The organism is Natronoarchaeum rubrum (assembly GCF_024494695.1).
Map to the genome: position 1 here is coordinate 168,028 of NZ_JANHDP010000002.1, position 18,225 is coordinate 186,252.

16 protein-coding genes are annotated in these 18,225 nt (G+C 67.1%); 9 read left to right on the forward strand and 7 right to left on the reverse strand.

Translation table 11 applies throughout. From position 1 onward, the window contains the following. Positions 1–12: 12 nt before the first annotated feature. On the reverse strand, positions 13–1,470 hold the full coding sequence (locus NO931_RS05010) for an ABC transporter substrate-binding protein (protein WP_256391536.1): 1,458 nt from the start codon (positions 1,468–1,470) through the stop codon (positions 13–15). 214 nt (positions 1,471–1,684) lie between these two features. Here NO931_RS05010 and NO931_RS05015 point away from each other — a divergent pair, with 214 nt between their 5' ends. From NO931_RS05015 to NO931_RS05025, 3 genes are all read left to right on the forward strand, one after another. Then, complete coding sequence (locus NO931_RS05015; protein ID WP_256391537.1) at positions 1,685–3,205, forward strand: FAD-dependent oxidoreductase; 1,521 nt, start codon at positions 1,685–1,687, stop codon at positions 3,203–3,205. Positions 3,206–3,208: 3 nt separating this feature from the next. Beyond that, entirely contained in the window at positions 3,209–4,738 is a 1,530-nt protein-coding gene (locus tag NO931_RS05020) for an FAD-dependent oxidoreductase (RefSeq protein WP_256391538.1), read from the forward strand. Positions 4,739–4,825: 87 nt separating this feature from the next. After that, positions 4,826–5,635, forward strand: coding sequence for a sugar phosphate isomerase/epimerase family protein (locus NO931_RS05025; RefSeq protein ID WP_256391539.1), 810 nt, complete (start codon positions 4,826–4,828; stop codon positions 5,633–5,635). A gap of 74 nt (positions 5,636–5,709) precedes the next feature. On the opposite strand, the gene NO931_RS05030 is transcribed toward NO931_RS05025, so the two are convergent. The 3 genes from NO931_RS05030 to NO931_RS05040 form a co-directional block, all read right to left on the reverse strand. Continuing rightward, entirely contained in the window at positions 5,710–6,198 is a 489-nt protein-coding gene (locus tag NO931_RS05030; protein ID WP_256391540.1) for a sigma-70 region 4 domain-containing protein, read from the reverse strand. A 426-nt stretch (positions 6,199–6,624) separates the two neighbouring features. Further along, positions 6,625–7,656 (reverse strand): hypothetical protein, encoded by a 1,032-nt coding sequence (locus NO931_RS05035; protein WP_256391541.1) that lies wholly within the window; start codon positions 7,654–7,656, stop codon positions 6,625–6,627. Next, positions 7,653–8,351 (reverse strand): PIG-L deacetylase family protein, encoded by a 699-nt coding sequence (locus tag NO931_RS05040; RefSeq protein ID WP_256391542.1) that lies wholly within the window; start codon positions 8,349–8,351, stop codon positions 7,653–7,655. Before NO931_RS05040 ends, NO931_RS05035 begins: the two co-directional genes overlap by 4 nt. A 134-nt stretch (positions 8,352–8,485) precedes the next feature. Between NO931_RS05040 and NO931_RS05045 the strand changes: the two genes are divergently transcribed. Both NO931_RS05045 and NO931_RS05050 read left to right on the forward strand, forming a co-directional pair. Beyond that, positions 8,486–9,514, forward strand: coding sequence for a Gfo/Idh/MocA family protein (locus NO931_RS05045; protein WP_256391543.1), 1,029 nt, complete (start codon positions 8,486–8,488; stop codon positions 9,512–9,514). Next, positions 9,511–10,566, forward strand: a complete 1,056-nt coding sequence (locus NO931_RS05050) for a Gfo/Idh/MocA family protein (RefSeq protein ID WP_256391544.1) — start codon at positions 9,511–9,513, stop codon at positions 10,564–10,566. Before NO931_RS05045 ends, NO931_RS05050 begins: the two co-directional genes overlap by 4 nt. Before the next feature lie 17 nt (positions 10,567–10,583). Here the strand turns inward: NO931_RS05050 and NO931_RS20685 are convergent, their stop codons facing one another. Together NO931_RS20685 and NO931_RS05060 are read right to left on the reverse strand one after the other, a co-directional pair. Further along, positions 10,584–11,570 carry a Gfo/Idh/MocA family protein gene (locus tag NO931_RS20685; RefSeq protein WP_256391545.1) on the reverse strand — a complete coding sequence of 329 codons (987 nt, stop codon included), beginning with the start codon at positions 11,568–11,570 and terminating at the stop codon, positions 10,584–10,586. Continuing rightward, positions 11,567–12,550, reverse strand: a complete 984-nt coding sequence (locus NO931_RS05060; protein ID WP_256391546.1) for a Gfo/Idh/MocA family protein — start codon at positions 12,548–12,550, stop codon at positions 11,567–11,569. The genes NO931_RS20685 and NO931_RS05060 overlap by 4 nt, the downstream gene beginning before the upstream one ends. A 141-nt stretch (positions 12,551–12,691) precedes the next feature. On the opposite strand from NO931_RS05060, the gene NO931_RS05065 reads away from it, so the two are divergent. The 4 genes from NO931_RS05065 to NO931_RS05080 all read left to right on the forward strand — a co-directional run bounded on the left by NO931_RS05065 (position 12,692) and on the right by NO931_RS05080 (position 17,612). Beyond that, positions 12,692–13,810: a BMP family lipoprotein gene (locus tag NO931_RS05065; RefSeq protein ID WP_375142033.1), complete on the forward strand. Its 1,119-nt coding sequence runs from the start codon at positions 12,692–12,694 to the stop codon at positions 13,808–13,810. Positions 13,811–13,903: 93 nt separating this feature from the next. Further along, positions 13,904–15,436: an ABC transporter ATP-binding protein gene (locus tag NO931_RS05070; RefSeq protein WP_256391548.1), complete on the forward strand. Its 1,533-nt coding sequence runs from the start codon at positions 13,904–13,906 to the stop codon at positions 15,434–15,436. Beyond that, a complete protein-coding gene (locus NO931_RS05075) occupies positions 15,433–16,566 on the forward strand; it encodes an ABC transporter permease (protein ID WP_256391549.1) in 1,134 nt (377 codons plus the stop codon). Before NO931_RS05070 ends, NO931_RS05075 begins: the two co-directional genes overlap by 4 nt. After that, a complete protein-coding gene (locus NO931_RS05080) occupies positions 16,563–17,612 on the forward strand; it encodes an ABC transporter permease (RefSeq protein WP_256391550.1) in 1,050 nt (349 codons plus the stop codon). The genes NO931_RS05075 and NO931_RS05080 overlap by 4 nt, the downstream gene beginning before the upstream one ends. A gap of 141 nt (positions 17,613–17,753) precedes the next feature. Here NO931_RS05080 and NO931_RS05085 read toward each other — a convergent pair whose 3' ends face one another. Continuing rightward, a complete protein-coding gene (locus NO931_RS05085; RefSeq protein ID WP_256391551.1) occupies positions 17,754–18,179 on the reverse strand; it encodes an HIT family protein in 426 nt (141 codons plus the stop codon). Between the last annotated feature and the right edge of the window lie 46 nt (positions 18,180–18,225).

The window sequence follows — 18,225 nt, forward strand, 5'->3', positions numbered from 1 at the left end:
TGGTTGACGTCGTCACTCCGAGAGGGCCTCGTCGTAGCGATCGACCAAGGTGCTCTGCAGGTCGCCGAGCCCGCCTTCGACGCTCCGATCGCCCGAGAGAATGCTCTGGACGACCGAGCCGGTCGTGTTCCAGAGGTCGGCGTCCGGGAGCTTCTCGGCGCCGTCGTAGAACGTCGCCTTCTCGACGATCGATCCGAGCCCCGCGAGCTGCGGGATCTCGAAGTTCTCCTCGGTGTTCAACTCGGGACGGATCGACAGCGTGCCGGCCTGGCTGACGAACTCCTTCTGGCGCTCCTCGGAGAACCAGATGTCGAAGAACTCGCCTGCGGCGTCGGCGTTGTCGGTCTGGTCGATCACCATCAGCGGCTTGCCGGGTTCGGCGATAAAGTACCCCTCTCCCGAGACGCCGCCCGTCTCGCCGCTGGTCGGCGCCGGGAACACGTCCCACTCGAAGCCGGAGGCGTGCTGGTTGAGGATGTTGTACCCCCAGGGCCCGGAGAACACCAGGCCGACCTGCTGGTTCGCGAACGTGTTCGTCAGGATGTCGCTGGTCTCTAAGGTCAACACGTCGTCTGGGACGTACCCCTCCTCGCGCATCCGCTTCATCCAGCTGACGACGGCGATCATCTCGTCGGAATCGGCCCGGACCTCGACGTCGGTCACTTCGGCGTCCGCGAGCCGGGCAGGTTCGACGTCCTGCTCGAAGATGAAGTCCGTGTACAGTCCCTCCGAGCCGTCCTGGAGTTTGACGTGTGGCTCGACGTACTCCGTTCCGAACCACGTTCGCGTGAAGTGCTGGGGGTAGTACCAGTTGTACGACGTGGCGCCGCCCTCCCAGACCCAGCCCAGCGCGTCGGTGTTCTCGGTGATGTCGACGATGAGCTGCTCCAGCTCGCCGAGGCTTTCGGGTTCGAGGGTCTCCGGATCGTACCCGGCTTCCTCGACGATCGACTCGTTGTAGAACCAGTTCCGCGCGTTGACCGTGTGCGGGACGCCGTAGACGTTCCCGTCGAACGTGACGCCCGGCCAGATGACCTCGTAGGTCTCGTCGGGCAGGTCACCGACGTAGTCGTCGATCGCCATCAGGGGCGATTCGTCGACGTTCTGCGGGTCGATGTACTGGTTGAACTGCTCGCTGAAGTCGTGGACGATATCCGGTGCGTTGCCGGTCTGGTAGTTCGTCAGCACCTTTTCGGTGAGCCGGTCGGGGTGGCCCTCCAGTTCGAAGGTCGTGTCGGTCTCCTCCTCGAACTGGTCCCCCGTTTCCATGACCCACACGCTGTTGGGATCCTCCTGGTCTTCCCCGACGTGATCCCACATGGTGAGGGTGTTGTCGTCCCCGTCGCCGTCGTTGCCTCCCAGGCACCCGGCGACGACGGCCGTGCCGGTTGCAGCAGTACCGACGAGGAATCGTCGGCGAGTCGCGTTCGTATCACCGCGTTCGGCGGGTGATGTGGGTTCGTCTCCCATGACACTCGCATCATCGTCGTAACCCTATATAAATCTTGTTCATACTTCTTAGAATTCATAATGGTCCATAATGTCTAACACCCCCTTGTTTATACTATAACATGGTGGTAACCGAGAGTACTATTTAAAAGAGCCGTGCAGTGGTGGTTATTCATTATGTTCAGATTACTCGTTACCGGATGCTTTAAGTACTACCCGTGAGTGTTAGACACGTATGTCCAACACCTTCGGAAACTACGCCATCATCGTCTACGGAGGGACGTTCTCCGGGGTGGCGGCGGCGGAAAACGCCGCCAAGTTGCTACCCGACGAGTCGATACTGCTGATCAATCCCAGCCCGGGCTGGGGCGGCGTCAGCGGCGTCGGCGGCCAGAACGCGTGGGACACGCGGAACTGGCAGCACGGCGACCGATCGATGACGCCGCAGGGCGGGTCGTTCCGACAGTGGTATCGGACGAGCGGCCAGGCCTACGACCCCGAAGCGATCCAGGACCAGCTCCGGGAGAGCGTGGCCGGGCACGAGAACGTCGACGTGCTCGACTTCTGGGACGCCGTCGACGTGGTCGCGTCCGACGACGGACGGGGGCTCTCGGGGGTCCAGGTCACTCCGCTCAAGCGCGTCGAGGGCGAGACGAAGCCCTCCGGTCAGCAAGTCATCGTCGAGGGGCGCCAGTTCGTCGACGCCTCCGAATCCGGCCGGCTCGCACGGCTCGCAGGCGTCCCGCTCAGCGTGGGGCGGACCGACTGGGCGAACGACTCGCGCCAGATGGCCGCGACGCTAATGTTCCAGATGACCGACGTCGACTGGCGGACGATCTCCCAGGCGCGGAGTCCGAACGGCCAGCAGACGTACGGGCAGGCGACCGCGCCGTCGAGCGACCGGCGGCTGTTCTGGGGCGGCCACTGGTACGTGAAAAACGCCGCCGCGATCCAGGAGTTCAACGACTCGTTCCCCCGATTCCGGATCAAGGCGCTCAACGCCGCCGAGAGCGGCGACGGGGAGTTCTGGTTCAACGCCCTGCTGATCTACGACGTCGACGGGCGCTACGACGCCCGCGAGCGCGGGAAGATACTCCCGGCGACGCCGGACCATTCGCCGTGGGATATCGATCGAGCGCGCAACCGTGCGAACGAGATCGTCGCCACCGACGACTTCGAGACCGCGATGCGGGCGTTCCCCGGGCTCGAACGGGCGTCGTTCGTCCCCGACGATCGGGGCGAGCCGACGACCGCCGACGCCTTGTACCTCCGTGAGACCGTCCACGCGCGAGGCGACGACGGCTTCGCGATCACGCGCGACGACGTCGTCGACGCCGGTACGGGACCGAACGACGGCGCCGACGCCGACTACTACGATACGAGGATCGGGCTGGCGTACTACTGGCTGAACAACAACGGCTACGTCAGTTCGACGCCCTCCGACGCCGCGGAGTTCTACGCCACCGAGAACCCGGTGTACGTCCCCTTCGAGGCGTTGACGACGAGCCACTGCGACAATCTTCTCGTGTCCGGGTACGCCGCCAGCGTCAGCAGCGAGGCGTGGTTCGAGATGCGCCTGACGCCCAACCTCTGCGTGCTGGGCGACGGTGCGGGCGTCGGCGCCGCGGTCGCCAGCGAGCACGGCGTCGACCCGATCGACTTCGGCGACGAGGAGATCGAGGAGCTTCAGACGATCCTCGCCGACGAGGTCGGAGCGATCCTCGAGAAGGACCCGGACGCGGGCACGGTGGTCTGACGGATGGCGGCGCACCCTCCCGACGTAGCCTACGACGTCGTCGTCTACGGCGCCACCATGCCGGGAATCGCCGCGGTCCGGTCGCTGCGGGCCGCCGCCGACGGTCCATCCGTCCTCGTCGTCAACCCCCAGCGCGAGGTCGGCGGGATCGGCTGCGCCGGCGCTCAGAACTTCTGGGACGTTCGCGCCTGGTCGCCCGACGGGCAGTCCTCGCTCCCACAGGGCGGGAGCTTCCGGCGGTGGTACCGCACGCAGGGTCAGGCCTACGACGTCGACCGCATGGCAGCGACGCTGCGCCGCGAACTCGACCGTGCGGATGCCGACGTTCGCTCGTTTCACGATATCACGGACGTCACGATCGAAAACGGCCGAATCGACTCGGCCGTACTGGTGCCGTTGGAACGGAGCGACGGCGAGACGACGGCGGGCGAGAGCGGCGTCCGGGTCGACGCCGACGTGTTCGTGGACGCCTCCGAGTCGGGCCGACTCGCTCGGCTTGCAGATGTCCCGCTGACAGTCGGTCGAGCGGACTGGGGGCCGGACGATCGCCAGATGGCGGCGTCGCTGATGGTGCTCGTCGAGGACGTCGACTGGGACCGGATCCGCGACGCGACGGACGCGGCGGGCGACCCCGTGTACGGAACGACGGTCGACCCCGTCGAGGACAAGCGTCTGTTCTGGGGCGGCGAGCAGTCGGTAACCGCCGACGCGATCACCGAGTTCCGCGACGCGTTCCCCCGCATGGATCTCAAGGCGATGAACGCCGCCGAACAGGCCGACGGGCAGTTCTGGATCAACTCGCTGCTGCTCTACGATGTCGACGGGCGCTACGACGCCCGCGAGCGCCGACGGCTGTCGGGCGGCCCGGATCGAACCCCGTGGGATCGCGATCGAGCCTACGAGCGCGCGGTCGCGGCGATCGAGGACTCGCGGTTCCGCGCCGCGCTGCGAGCGTTCCCCGGGTTCGGCGAGGCCGCGCCGGTCCGCGACGAGTCGGGCTCGCCGCGCGTCGGCACGGAACTGTACCTGCGCGAAACCGTCCACGCCCGGGACGATCGGGGATTCGCGGTCGAGCGCCGACACGTCGAAACCGCCGGCGAGGGCCCCGAAACGGGCGGCGACCGGGAACTCTACGAAGAGCGGATCGGGCTCGGATACTACTGGCTCGACAACAACGGGTACGCCCGAACGGGTCCGGGAAACAACGGCGCGCTCAAACCGGCCGACAACCCGGTGTACGTTCCCTACGGCGCGCTGACGATCGACCGGCGACCGAACCTTCTCGTCCCGGGCTACGCCGCTCGCGTGAGCAGCCAGGCGTGGTTCGAGCTGCGCGTCCTGCCGAACCTCTGCGTGCTCGGCGACGGAGCGGGCGCCGCCGCGGCGGTCGCGCTGGACGGCGACGCCGACCCCGCTGCCTTCGACGGGGAGATGATCGACGAACTCCAGGACAGACTCCGCGAGGACTGCGACGCCGTCCTCGACAAGCGAACCGTCCGCGAACGCGCGAGTGCACCGCAGGCACACGACTGATCACATGATTCGGACACGACACCGACGGCCGATCGAAGACCAGATCACAGACCGACCCGCTGAGCGTCCCCCGGAGGGCGATCGACAGTGACGACTGATGGACCGAACGACGCCGGATCGTGGCCTCGAACGGCGATCCAACTCTACTCGATCCGGGAGATCGAGGCGCCGCTTCCGGACGTACTCGCCCGCGTCGGCGCGACGGCGTTCGACGGCGTCGAGTTCGCCCACCGGTTCCCCGACGCGGACGTCGATCGGACCGCGGCCGCGCTCCACGACGCCGGCCTCGACGCCGCCGGCGCGCACGTCGGCTTCGAGCAGGCCGAGACGAACGCCGACACGCTCTCGGAGCGCTCTCACTCCGTCGGCACCGATCGCGCCGTGTTGCCCCACGTCGAGGCGCACCACTTCGACGACGAGGCGTCCGTTCGATCGCTGGCCGACCGGTTGAACGACGTCGGGCGTCACCTCGCTGACCGGGACCTCGAATTTCACTACCACAATCAGGACCACGAGTTCGCACGAATCGGAGACTGCACGGGCTTCGACCTGCTCGTCGCGGCGACGGACCCCGAACTCGTCGGCTTCGAGCTCGACGTCGGGGGCGCCGTCGCGGCCGGCGAGGATCCCGTCGCGCTCCTGGAGCGGTACGGCGACCGGATCTCGCTGGTCCACGTCAAAGACGTCAGTGCGCCCGATCCTGCGCCCGGTGCGGGGCAGGACTGCGTGCCGATCGGCACCGGCGACGTCGACGTCCCGGCGGTCGTTCGAGCGGCCCGGGAGGCCGGCGTCGAGTGGCTGATCTTCGAGAACGACGAGCCCGAGGACGCGACGCAGGCGCTCGAACGCGGCGCCGAGGCGCTGTCGGAGGCGGTCGCGGCGACTTGGGACCAGTAGCTCCGGAAACTGTTACTGCGGAACGGCCCGGTTCATCTTCGAATTCCGTCAGGAGAACGCGTCGACTGCGCCGATCAGGGATCGACGCCCGGTAGCGCCGACAGCACGGACTCTTCGATATCCAGCGCCCGGATCGTGTTGACGACCAGCTCGGTCATCTCGTCGTCGATGTCTTTCACGTTCTGCAGATGATTATCCACCGTGTTCGGCGAGATTTCGAGCTCTCGCGCGATCTCGCTCCGGCCGAGCCCGAACCAGCGACGCAGGACGTACACGTCCGCCTCGCGGCGCGTCAGCGGCGTCCGGACGTGAAGATCGACCGAAATCTGACACCAGTCGACTTCGCGCGCGCCCTCCGGGAGTTCGCCGCGGTCCCACTTGCGCAGCGGCACGCGCTCGGCGCTCGCGAGGTCGGCGTCGCCGGCGAGCTCTCGGACCGTTTCCGTCGGCAGGACGACCCACCGCGGATCGACGCCCGCGTCCTCGACGATGCGCCCGTACGTCTCGCCGCCCTGCGGAGTGCCGAACGCGAATCGGCGTCCTCCCGGCCGTTCGCGGTCCATCGTCGTGGGACGAGTCGACGACACCGCGATCACCGCCCCCCGATCGAGTGGGTCCGGAGTCCAGTTCGTTTCCCCTCAGTGTGTGCGTCTCCCATGGTTGTCAGACCAGAACGAAGAATAATAAAGATTCTCCTATAGGGTCGTATTCTTAATGATTTATAATCGTCTGAATCAGGCATTTAATACAGGTGCTCTGGCGCTGCCAGTAGAGCATATAAATATCTCTCATATTCAGGGAAGATCTGGAGGGCGAGAAATCCATTTATATGTATATCCGAGTCGCCTCGATAATCAACTTCGATACGGGAGGAAGCGGAGGTCGAAGCGCGCACGTTGAGTGTCAGTCGGCGGCGTTCGGGAGCAGTGATTTCCAACACCGCCGCTAGCGGAACGCGATCGGCGAGAGCAACGAGAACGTGGCGACCGTTACGGCAGTTCGTCGAGGTACGCTCGCCAGACGGCCTCGGGGTCCTCGCAGGCGATATCGGAGATCACCCGACAGCCGTCCCACCCCCACGTGAACACGCTGTCGACGCCGCCGTCGAGCGCGGTGCGGGTCGCGGTGCGAACGTCCGCGGCCGCGTCGGCGTCGAGCTTGAACCCCTGAATCCAGATCTGGCTCTCCAGGTCGTACTCGTCGGCGAGGTCGACGACGAGTTCGGTGTTCTCCCGGACGTACGATTCGGGATCCTCGTCGTAGCCCGCCCAGTAGGGGTCGGTGGCGAACACGTCGAGATGCTCGCTGGCCGCGAGGCGCTCCCAGTCGCGGATCCCGTGGTCCGGATGCGCCCCAGGCAGCAAGCACAGCGCGTTGCGCGCGCCCAGGTCGCGGACGAGCCCCATCATCTCTTCGAGGAACTCCACCAGCGAGTCCTCGCGGAACGCGGCGATGCGATCGGTTTCGGTCGCGGGCATCGCCTCGTCGTACCGTTCTCGGTACCGCTCCTGACAGGCGTCGCACCGGCAGGTCCAGGCGCCCTCGGGCACCGAGTCGCCGTGCCACTCGGGGATGTACCAGTGGGGCTCGTCCCAGAACACCACGTCGGCACCGATCGCTACGGCGTCCTCGACCCACCCGCGCATGTACTGTCGGAAATCGGGGTGGTTGAAGCAGGCCGCCGGGAGCGCGTCGCCCGTCGAGAGCCGCTGGCGGGCCTGGGGCTGCCTGCCGATGAACTCCGAGAGCGCCTCGCCGCCGAACACGCGCCCGACGCCCCACGGGTTGACGTACGTCGTCAGCCCGCGGTCCGCGCCGGCGTCGACGATCTCGCCCATCGTGTCGCGGTAGTACAGGCGATCGCGCTCGCTGAACGTGTGCAGGACGGCCGAGAGCCCCTCGTCGGCGAACCGATCGAGATCGCGCTCGGCGTGGCGCGGATCCCTGACGCCGAAGTAGCTCGTCCCCGTCTCGACGCCGCTGCGGGGACCGCTCTCGCCGTCCGCTCGCTCCCCGGTCATCCGAGATACCCCGTCGCCGTTTCGTGGAGCGTTGCGAACGGCTCCGCGTAGCGGACGCCCGACCGCTTGCCGGCGACCCGCGCGTCGGCGCGGACGCCTTCGAGCAGGTTGTCGAACTCGGCGTCGATCCCGCCGTGTTCCTGCAGGAACTCGACCTGGGACTCGTGGGCCTCGATCGCCCGCTCCTTTTGCTCCTGATACCCGGTGATGTCGACGAACAGCTCCGGCTCGAACTCCGCGGTCGGCTTCCCGAAGTAGTAGACGTTGTCGACCTCGTGCGGCGGCGCTTCCGTCTCGACGAGCGGCAGCGACGACATGTAGTACGCGTCGGTGACCAGCCGCGACGTGGCTCGATGGTCCGGGTGCATGTCGTCCCGATAGTGGGTGATCACCGCGTCGGGTTCGTACTCGCGAAGCACGTCGACGAGCGCGAGCCGGTTCTCCATCGAGTAGGTGATTCGTCCGTCGTGGAAGTCGAGAAACGCGGTGTCGACGCCGAGTTCCGACCCCTCGGCTTCGGCTTCCGTCTCGCGGACGTCGGCGACCGCGTCGGTCGTCGCGTCGAACCCGCCGTACTCGCCGCGAGTCATGTGGACGACGGCGACGTCATCGCCGCGGTCGGCGTGCTTGGCGAGCGTTCCGCCGCAGAAGATTCCGGCGTCGTCGGGGTGAGCGACGATTGCTAGCAGTCTCATCGTTCGAGCAACGTCAGTCGCGAGCATAAAGCCACTCCGCACTGGTAACGAGCCGTTCCACGCCGCACTGGTACCGAGCCGCCGATTGACTACTGCGCTCTATATTTATAACAGCGCGCCCTCTGGCAAGGGTTATGACCACGACCGTCGCGGCGATCGGGCTCGGACTGCTCGGTCGGATCGAATGTCGAGCCTACCAGTCGATCGAGGGCGTCGAACTCGCTGCCGGCGCGGACGTTTCCCCCGACGCCAGAGAGACGTTCGAAGCTGAGTTCGAGATCCCGACGTACGAGGACTACGAGACGCTGCTGGAGGAACACGCCGCGGAGATCGATGCGGTCAACGTCGTGACGCCGCACACGCTCCACTACGAGCACGCCAGCGCGTGTCTCGAACGCGATCTCCACGTCTTCTTGGAGAAGCCGCTCACGACGGACTTCGACGATGCGGTCGCACTGGTCGAGGAGTCCCGACGGCGCGATCTCGTTTTGCAGGTCGGGTATCAGCGTCACTTCGACCCGGTGTTTCAGGAGATCAAACGGGTGATCGAGGAGGGGCGGATCGGCGACGTGCACGCGGCGACGTGCTATCTCGGCCAGGAGTGGATCACTACCCACGAGGATAGCTGGCGGACGAACCCCGCGCTGTCCGGCGGCGGCCAGCTCTACGACTCCGGGTCGCACCTGCTCGACACGCTGCTGTGGACGCTCGACGCCGACCCGGTCGGCGTCACCGCGACGATCGACGATCGGGGGAACGACGTCGACGTCAACAGCGCGCTGACCGTCACGCTGGACCGCGACGGCGACCGGATCCTCTCGACGGTCGCGGTGAGCGGCGACGGCAACGCCCCCGAGCCGACCGAGGGACTCGTGATCTGGGGGACCGACGGCCACGTCTCGTATCTCGACGGGACGCTTCGGATCGCCGAAGCCGACGCCCCCGAGTACACGGCCGACGTCGAACAGGCGTCGTTCGAGACGATCACGGAGACGAAGCTCGGCGCGTTCGTCGACGCGATCCGGACCGGGTCGCCCTCGCCCGTCCCGCCCGAGTTCGGCGCGACCGTTACGGCACTGACCGAGGCCGCCTACGAGGCCCACGAGACGGGGCGACGAGTCAGCATCCCGAGTCTAGACGACCGCCGACCGATCGAGCAATGACGCGGATCGGGTTCGTCGGCGGCGGCAACATCGCCCGGACGCACGCCGAGGCGCTCGCGCCGCTCGACGCGGAGCTGGTCGCGGTCGCCGATATCGACCCGGCGGCCCGGGACCACTTCGAACGCGAGTGGGACGTGCGGACCTACGACGATCACGCGCGCATGCTCGAAAACGAGTCGCTCGACGCCGCATTGATCGGCGTCCCGAACGACCAGCACGCCGAGTGCGCCGTCGACGTGCTCGATCGCGGCGTCCACGCGCTCGTCGAGAAACCGCTGGCGCACACGCTGGAGGACGCCCGTCGGATCGCGGACGCCGCCGCCGAGAGCGCGGCGACGGCGATGGTCGGGCTCACGATGGTGTTCAAGCCGACCGTCCAGTCGACCCGATCCCGAATCGTCGACGGGGAGTTCGGCGACGTTCACGACGTCGATTTGCGGTACGTCCGACGCCGCGGCATCCCGCAGCTTGGCAGCTGGTTCACCGACCGCAGCCGGTCTGGCGGCGGCGCGCTCATCGACTGCGGCGTCCACCTCCTCGCGGTCGCGCTCTACGCGCTGGGCTGGCCGGAGATCGACGAGGTGAGCGCCAGCACTCGCGCAGCCTTCGGCACGAAAGCGGAGTACACCTATCTCGACATGTGGGGCGGCGACCCGCTCCCGGAGCCGACGTTCACCGTCGAGGACTCGGCGCGGGCGCTGATCCACACCGCCGACGGCGCGTCGATCCATCTCGACTGCGCCTGGGCGAGCAACCGCGAGACGGAGACGTGGATGCAGCTGCTGGGCGACCAGCAGGGCGTCACGCTCGACGTGCACGAGGAGGACGCGACGATCTACGGCGACGATCGGGGTGAACTCACTGATACCGAGCTTCACGCCCCCGAAACGAACGTGTTTCGCGCCGAGTGGCGCTACTTCCTCGACGTGCTCGCCGGCGAGCGCGACCACGAGATCAACACGATCGAGCACGGGCTCGCAATCCAGCGGCTGATCGACGCGATCTACCGGAGCGCGGACGACGGCGGGGTCGAGCCGGACAGCGCGCCGTAAGAAGGGTCGGCGTCGCCTCAGTAGTCGACCACGACCGGTTCCGATCGCTCCGCGGACTCGTAGACGGCTTCGACGACCGACACGGCGTCGACGCCGTCCTCGGCGGGCGTGGCCGGCGGGCGACCGTCGCGGACCGTCTCGACGAACCGCCGCAGCATCCGTTCGTTCGGATCGTCGCCCCAGAACACCGATTCGACACCCGTCTCGGGGCCGTCGTCGATCGTTTCCGTGAACGTCTCCGCGAAGCAGTCGACCGAAATCGTTCCCTCGGTGCCGGTGAGGTCGACCGTCGCGTCGCCCCAGAAGTGCCACTCGTCGGGCTTGCTCCACGACCCGTCGAGGGAGAATATCGTTCCGTCCGACAGTTCCATCGACAGCACGTTCACGTCCTCGACGGGCACGTCGTGGAATCGCGTCGCGGTCTCGGCGTACACCTCGCGCACGCGCTCGCCGGTCAGCCAGTGGACGAGATCGACGACGTGGACCGTGTGGTCCATCGCCGCGCCGCCGCCCGACTGTTCCGGGTCGACGAACCAGCCGCCGGGCATCTGCCCTCGGTTGGTTCCGGAGATCGCCTGCAGGTCCCCGATCGCGCCCTCCGAGAGCAACTCGTCGGCGCGGCGCGCCGGCCGACTGTGCCTGAGCGGCATCGCGACGCCGAGCGGGACGTCCCGGTCGGCGCAGTAGTTCGCGACCGACGACGCTTCGTCGACGGCCGTCGCGAGCGGTTTCTCGCTGAGCGCGGCGACGCCGGCGTCGGCGGCGGCGCGGATCCAGCGGCCGTGCTCCGCGTTTGTCGAACAGATAACGGTGCCGTCGATCCGCTCCAGCAACTCCGACGGGTTCCGGTAGCCGGTGCTGTGTTCGTCTGCGAACTCGCGTCCCCGCGCCTCCTCGTCGTCGGCCACGCCGACGAGTTCGACGCCGTCCATTCGATCGAGAATCTCGACGTAGGCTTCCGCGTGGAGATGCGCCGTCGAGAGGACGCCGATTCGGACGGTCACGCCTCCACCTCCGCGATCCGCACGGGGACACCCCGCTCGGCCGACCGATTGGCGGCGATCGCGACGCGCATCGCGGCGACGGCGTCGTCGACGGTCACCGGCGGTTCGGTCCCCCGCTCGACGCACTCGACGAACGCCTCGATTTCGCGCCGGTAGCCGTCCCTGGCGATCGTTTCGGGCGCCGGATCGTCCGGCTTGGCGTCCGTCTCGACGGCGAGCGGCGTCGGCTCGTCGGCGTCGTACTCGATCGCGCCGGCGTCGCCGGCGAGCTCCAGATCGCTCCACAGCTCCGTCCCGGAAGCACGGTCCCAGCCCGCCTCGACGTAGCCCACGGCGCCGCTCTCGAACGTGAGCGTCGCGTGGCCCTGCTGGCGGTCGTCCCACCGGCGCCGGCGCGCGAACACGCGCTCGACGTCGCCGAAGAGCCACCGAAGGTAATCGAAGTCGTGGATCCCCATGTCGAGGAAGACGCCGCCGCTTCGCTCGTCGTCGGCGAACCAGTCGCCGCCCCAGTCCGGAAACGGCGAGTGGCGTCTGGCGCGGGCCGTTCCCGGCGTCCCGATCGCGCCGTCGGCGACGCGGTCCCGGATCGCGCGGTAGTCCGGGAAAAAGCGGAGCACGTGACCGGCCATGAGCGTCACGTCGTTGGCCTCGACGGCGCCGGCGATCGCCTTCGCATCGCCGAGAGTCGGGGCCAGCGGCTTCTCGCAGAAGACGTCGAGCCCGCGGCTCGCCGCCGTTTCGACCGCGTCGCGGTGGGTCGGCGTCGGCGAGCAGACGTCGACGGCGTCGAGGTCGCGCTCCTCGATCGCGGCGTCCAGCGACGAGAACGCCGCCGCGTCGAGGTCACGATCGTCGACGAACGACCCCGCCGTGTTGGGGGAGACGACGGCCGAGACCGTGACGCCGTCCATCCGGCGGTAGCGTTCGGCGTGGACGCCACCCATGAACCCAGCCCCCACGATCCCGATGTGTATCACGGTACCTACCTGCACGCCCGATCGCAAAAAGATTGTGACAGGCCGGAGCGCCGGTGATTTCGGGGCGATGAACTGCAAAACCGAGCGAGCAACACCTCAACAAAGTACATGATCTTTATACTAGGATCCGTATACAATACTGTGATGTCTCGAAAGACAGCGCACGGAGACGGGGGAGGGGATTCGCGCACTGCGGATTCGTCGATCGATCGCCGCACCGTCCTACAGTCGGGAGCGGCGGTTGTCGGCGGGCTGTCGTTGGCCGGCTGTATCAGCGACAACGGCGGGGGTGGCGGCAGCGGAACGCAGGTGACGATCATCTCCAGTCCCGCGGGCTTCGACGACCAGGCGTTCAACGATAACGCGCTCTCAGGCCTGCAGGAGGCGTCCGACGAGTGGGACGTCAACATCAACCAGGTCGAAGCGACGAACCAGAGCGAGTACCCACAGCGCCAGGCCGACGCCGCCGAAGCCGGGCCCGACCTCATCGTGATGGTCGGGAACCAGCACACCGAACCCCTCCGGTCGAACGCCCCCGAGTACCCGGACGTGAACTGGATGCTCATCAACAACCACGTCGACGAGCCCAACGTGTCGGGGTGGATCGAGATGAACCACCAGATGTCGTTCCTCGCCGGCGTCGGCGCCGGGACGCTGACCCAGGAGCAGATCGAAAACGCGGGGAGTTCGACCGACCCGAGCGGCAGCACCGTCGGGTTCGTCGGGGGCGAGCAGATCCCGCTGATCGAGGCGTTCGAGGTGTCCTACCAGCAGGGCGTCGCGTGGGTCGACGACAGTATCGAGGTGCTGACCGGGTACGGCGGTAGTTTCAGCGATCCCTCGGGAGTGAACGATCAGGCGGTCTCGCAGATCGAGAGCGGCGCCGACATCGTCTGGCACGCCGCCGCTGCGGCGGGCGAAGGCGCGTTTCAGGCCGCCTCTGACAACGGCCGATTCGCGATCGGCGTCGACAGCGATCAGTCGGTGGCGTTCGACAGCTACCAGGACGTCATCCTCGGCTCGGCGATCAAGGCCCTGAACGAAGCGACCTACGAGGTCACCGGAGCCGTCGTCGAGGACAACTGGGAGAGCGTTCAGGGCGAGCAGAACCTCTCGGTCGACGGCGGCCAGATCGACTGGGTGACCGGGCAGGCGTTCGAGGGCTCGATGCCCGACTCGCTCGACCAGAACATCCAGGACGCGAAAGACGCCATCGTCAACGGCGACATCGACTTCGAGTGCGGCCCGACCGGCTGCTGATCGGCCGGCGGGGTTTTTCGGCGCCGCAAACGGAGACCGCGACACGACTACAATTGCTACATGACTACACGTAACGTACCACCCGCGGCCCGGATGGAGGGGATCACGAAACGCTTCGGCGACGTCGTCGCGAACGACTCGGTCGACTTCACGCTCGAACGGGGATCGATCCACGCCCTGATCGGCGAGAACGGGTCCGGTAAAACCACGCTGATGAGCGTCCTCTACGGGCTCTACGAACAGAACGCGGGAACGATCTTCGTCGATGGCGAGCCCCGGACATTCGAGACGCCGCGGGACGCGATGGACGCCGGCGTCGGTATGATTCACCAGCACTTCCAGCTCGTCGAGCCGATGACCGTCCTGCAGAACGTCATCCTCGGCCACGAGCCAGTCGAGCGGGGGTTCATCGACGAGGAAAGCGCCAGGGAGGAGATCGCGGAGATCAGCGACCGGTACGGGTTCGAGGTCGACGAGTATCTCGATGTCCCGATCCAGGATCTCGACCTCGGGACGAGACAGCGCGTCGAGATCGTCAAGAGCCTCTATCGCGGCGCCGAGATCCTCATTCTCGACGAACCGACCGCCGTCCTCACGCCCCAGGAGGTCGACGGGCTGATGGAAGTGATGGAGGATCTCCGCGCGGACGGCCACTCGCTCATCTTCATCTCGCACAAGCTCGAAGAAGCCCTGCAGATCGCCGACGACATCACCGTGCTGCGGGACGGACACGCGGTCGGGACCGTCGCCGCGTCGGAGACCTCCGAGCAGGAACTGGCCCAGATGATGGTCGGGCGGGAAATCCAGTCCGATCGCAAGCCGCGAACGACCGCTCCCGGCGACACGCTCCTCGACGTCGAGGAGCTCCGAGTGACGGGCGACCGCGGTCTCGAAAAGGTCGCCGGCGTGGATTTCGACGTTCGGGAAGGCGAGATCTTCGGCGTCGCGGGCGTTCAGGGGAACGGACAGAGCGAACTGATCGAAGCCCTCACCGGGCTCCGCCCGCCGGATTCGGGAGTCGTCCGATTCGGCGGCAGGGACGTCTCCGACATGACGCGCCGCGACCGGATCGAGGCGGGAATCGCCTACATCCCCGAGGACCGCCACACGGAAGGGCTGGTGCTCGAGTACGACCTGGTCAAGAACGGATTGCTCGGCAACCAGACTCTCGACCCGTTCGCGAAAAGCGGGATGATAGACTGGGAGGCCGTTCGCGACCACGCCGAGACGATCGTCGAGGAGTTCGACGTCCAGCCGCCCGACGCCGACGCCAGGGCGGCGTCGCTCTCCGGCGGGAACCAGCAGAAGTTCGTCGTCGGGCGTGAGATCGGCCACGATCCGGACCTGTTGATCGCCTCGCATCCGACGCGCGGCGTCGACATCGGCTCCATCGAGTTCATCCACGACCAGCTGCTCGAGCTCAGAGACGAGGGGCTGGCGATCGTCGTCGTCTCCTCGAAGCTCGGCGAGATCCAGAAGCTCTCCGATCGGATCGCGGTGATGTACGAAGGCGAGTTCATCGACACGGTCGACCCGAACGCGGTGACCGAAGAGGAGCTCGGGCTCCTGATGGCGGGTCAGCGACTCACCGACGAAAGCGAGGCCGACAGCGAGGTCCGGCCATGAGTTCGGCCGGCGAAGGTGACGCGCAGTCGGTGCTGGACCGTCTCCCGGACCGACTGGTAGACGCCACGGTGCTGGAGCGGCTGGGAATCGCCGTCGCCTCGACGGCCGTCGCGATCTTCATCGGACTGCTCATCGTGGCCGCCGCCGGCTACAGTCCGATACTCTTCTTGAACAACCTGATCGTCGGCGCGTTCGGGAGTGAGCGCGTCATCGCGCGGACACTGCGGCTCTCGACGTTCTTCATCCTGACCGGCGTCGCCGTGGCGATCGCGTTCAGGGCCGGCGTGTTCAACATCGGCGTTCAGGGCCAGTTCATCGTCGGTGGACTCGCCTGTACCATGTCGATCCTCTGGACGGCGCCGTTCCTGCCGGGCGGCGCAGTCGGCGGCGTCGCGCTGATGCTGATCGGGACAATAAGCGCCGCGATCGGCGGCGGGCTGTACGCCGCGATCCCCGGCGTGCTGAAAGCGTACGCGGACGCCAACGAGATCATCACGACGATCATGCTGAACTTCATCGCCATCGGCGCGGTCAGCTGGCTGATCACGAACCCGTTCGGGCGAGAGGGGTCGACGGTCGTCCAGACCGAATCGCTCCCCGAAAACGTCGGACTGCCGCCGATCGTCTTCGGCGACGCGAACTTCTCGGTGATCGGACTCGCGCTCACGCTCGCGTTGGTCGTCGTCGTTGCGGCGGTCATGACGCGGACGAGTTTCGGGTACGACATGGTGACCAGCGGCTACCAGGCGGCGGCGGCGGTGTACTCCGGCGTCGACGCCAACCGCACGATCGTCGCGACGATGACGTTCTCCGGGGCGGTCGCCGGGCTGGCCAGCGCGCTGTACGTCATCATGTTCCAGGGGCGGTTCGTCGAGCCCGCGAGCATCCACACGTACGGCTACGACGCGATCGCGGTGAGTCTGCTCGCCGCGAACAACCCTCTCGGCGTGATCCCGGCGGGCCTGCTGTTCGGCGGGCTCAACTCGTCGAGTTCGTACATCCAGATCTACAGCGACGTGCCCATCCAGCTGATCGACGGCATCGTCGGGCTCGTCATCCTGCTTGTGGCCGCGCCGGAGCTGTTCCGGATGGCCGCGAAGCGCGCGGGGATTGGAGGTGAGGACCGATGAGCGTCGTCGACGACGTTCGCAGCCGGCGGTTCGGAACGGCCGGCCTCGTCGCCGTCGCGGCGGTCGGCGTCGCCGCGATCGCGACGGTCGCATTCGGCGTCCCGCTCGGCAGGATCGTCACGCCCGGCTACGTCGCCCGCTCGATCCAGTTGGCGGCCCCCATCACGCTCGCGGCGATCGGCGGGCTGTACGCCGAGAAGAGCGGCGTGTTCAACATCGGCCTGGAGGGGTTCATGATCTTCGGGGCGTTCTTCGCGGCCGCGGGGACGTACTTCGTCGGCGTCGACGGTGCGGTCGGCGCCTGGGCTGGGATCGTGATTTCGGTAGTGCTCACTACTGTCTTGACGGTGCTCTTCGCCGTGTTGCTGATCCGGTACAAGGCGAACCAGATCGTGGCCGGGCTCGGTGTCTGGTTCGTCGGCCTCGGCTTTGCCCCGTTTACCGCGTCGATCATCTGGGGCTCCAGAAACAGCCCGCGGATGCCCGGCATCGGGCGATTGACGATCCCCGGTCTCAGCGAGATTCCCTACCTCGGACGAATCGTCTTCGACCAGTCGCCGCTCGTGTGGCTCACCGCCCTCCTCGTCCTGGCGTCGTGGGCGTTCCTCTACCGGACGCGGTACGGCTACTGGATCCAGGCGGCCGGCGAAAATCCCGAGGCGCTCGATACCGCGGGCATCGACGTCAATCACGTCCGCTACGCGACGGTGATCTTCTCCGGGGCGATGGCGGGGCTGGGCGGTGCGGTGCTGCTCGCTCACAGTTCGTCGTTCATCGGCACCGGGCAGACGATGGTCGACAATCGCGGCTGGCTCGGCATCGTCGCCTACCTGTTTGGCAATTACAACCCCCTCGGCGCGGCCGCCGCGGCGCTCCTGTTCGGCGGGGTCGACATGCTGCAGGGGCAACTCCAGACGCTCAACATCAACGTCTCGCCCAAACTGCTCGGACTGCTCCCCTACGTGGTCGTCCTCGTCGTGCTGACCGGCTGGGGCAAGACGCGGGTCCCATCGTCGGTCGGCGAACCCTACGAGTCCGAGGATTGACCTCGGAAAACGGCGTCAACGACGCTTTCTGCCGAACTCCTCGGACGCCCGCTCTCGATACGACGGGTGCTCCTCCTGTCGGTCGCCCGAACGGGCCCACCGCTCCCGCGTCAAAATGCGTCGCGAACGGTCGCCCCTCGGCTACGTGCGTCCGGCGACCGCGTCGGCGATGTCGTCGAGTTCCTCGTCCGAGAGATCGGGCCGGTCGCCGGCGATGGCGTGAATCGGGGCGCCGCCGTCGCCCTCGAACCGCGGGATGACGTGACCGTGGACGTGAGGGACCTCCTGTCCGGCGGCCTCGCCGTTGTTGAACGCGACGTTGCTGCCGTCGGCGTCGACCGCGGCCTCGATCTCGGGAGCAAGCCGGTGGAGCGTCTCGAACACTTGCGCTCCCGCGTCCTCGGGGAGGTCGCCCAGCGTCTCGTGGTGGTCCTTGGGAATCACGAGCGTGTGGCCCGGCGCGAGCGGGTTGGCGTCGAGGAACGCCATGACGTCTTCGTCCTCGTAGACGCTGCGACTGGGGATCTCGCCGTCGACGATCTGGCAGAAGATGCAGTCCTCGGGCATACGCGATACGTCACCGCGTGTCGGCATGAAAGTTTCCCGAGCGGTG

Bases quoted from the DNA above. Each gene is read 5' to 3' on its own strand.
- NO931_RS05070 (WP_256391548.1), top strand. From the start codon at position 13,904: ATGGAGGGGATCACGAAACGCTTCGGCGACGTCGTCGCGAACGACTCG.
- NO931_RS05075 (WP_256391549.1), top strand. From the start codon at position 15,433: ATGAGTTCGGCCGGCGAAGGTGACGCGCAGTCGGTGCTGGACCGTCTC.
- NO931_RS05015 (WP_256391537.1), top strand. From the start codon at position 1,685: ATGTCCAACACCTTCGGAAACTACGCCATCATCGTCTACGGAGGGACG.
- NO931_RS05045 (WP_256391543.1), top strand. From the start codon at position 8,486: ATGACCACGACCGTCGCGGCGATCGGGCTCGGACTGCTCGGTCGGATC.
- NO931_RS05010 (WP_256391536.1), bottom strand. From the start codon at position 1,470: ATGGGAGACGAACCCACATCACCCGCCGAACGCGGTGATACGAACGCG.
- NO931_RS05030 (WP_256391540.1), bottom strand. From the start codon at position 6,198: ATGGACCGCGAACGGCCGGGAGGACGCCGATTCGCGTTCGGCACTCCG.
- NO931_RS05020 (WP_256391538.1), top strand. From the start codon at position 3,209: ATGGCGGCGCACCCTCCCGACGTAGCCTACGACGTCGTCGTCTACGGC.
- NO931_RS05040 (WP_256391542.1), bottom strand. From the start codon at position 8,351: ATGAGACTGCTAGCAATCGTCGCTCACCCCGACGACGCCGGAATCTTC.
- NO931_RS05050 (WP_256391544.1), top strand. From the start codon at position 9,511: ATGACGCGGATCGGGTTCGTCGGCGGCGGCAACATCGCCCGGACGCAC.
- NO931_RS05085 (WP_256391551.1), bottom strand. From the start codon at position 18,179: ATGCCCGAGGACTGCATCTTCTGCCAGATCGTCGACGGCGAGATCCCC.
- NO931_RS05080 (WP_256391550.1), top strand. From the start codon at position 16,563: ATGAGCGTCGTCGACGACGTTCGCAGCCGGCGGTTCGGAACGGCCGGC.
- NO931_RS05035 (WP_256391541.1), bottom strand. From the start codon at position 7,656: ATGACCGGGGAGCGAGCGGACGGCGAGAGCGGTCCCCGCAGCGGCGTC.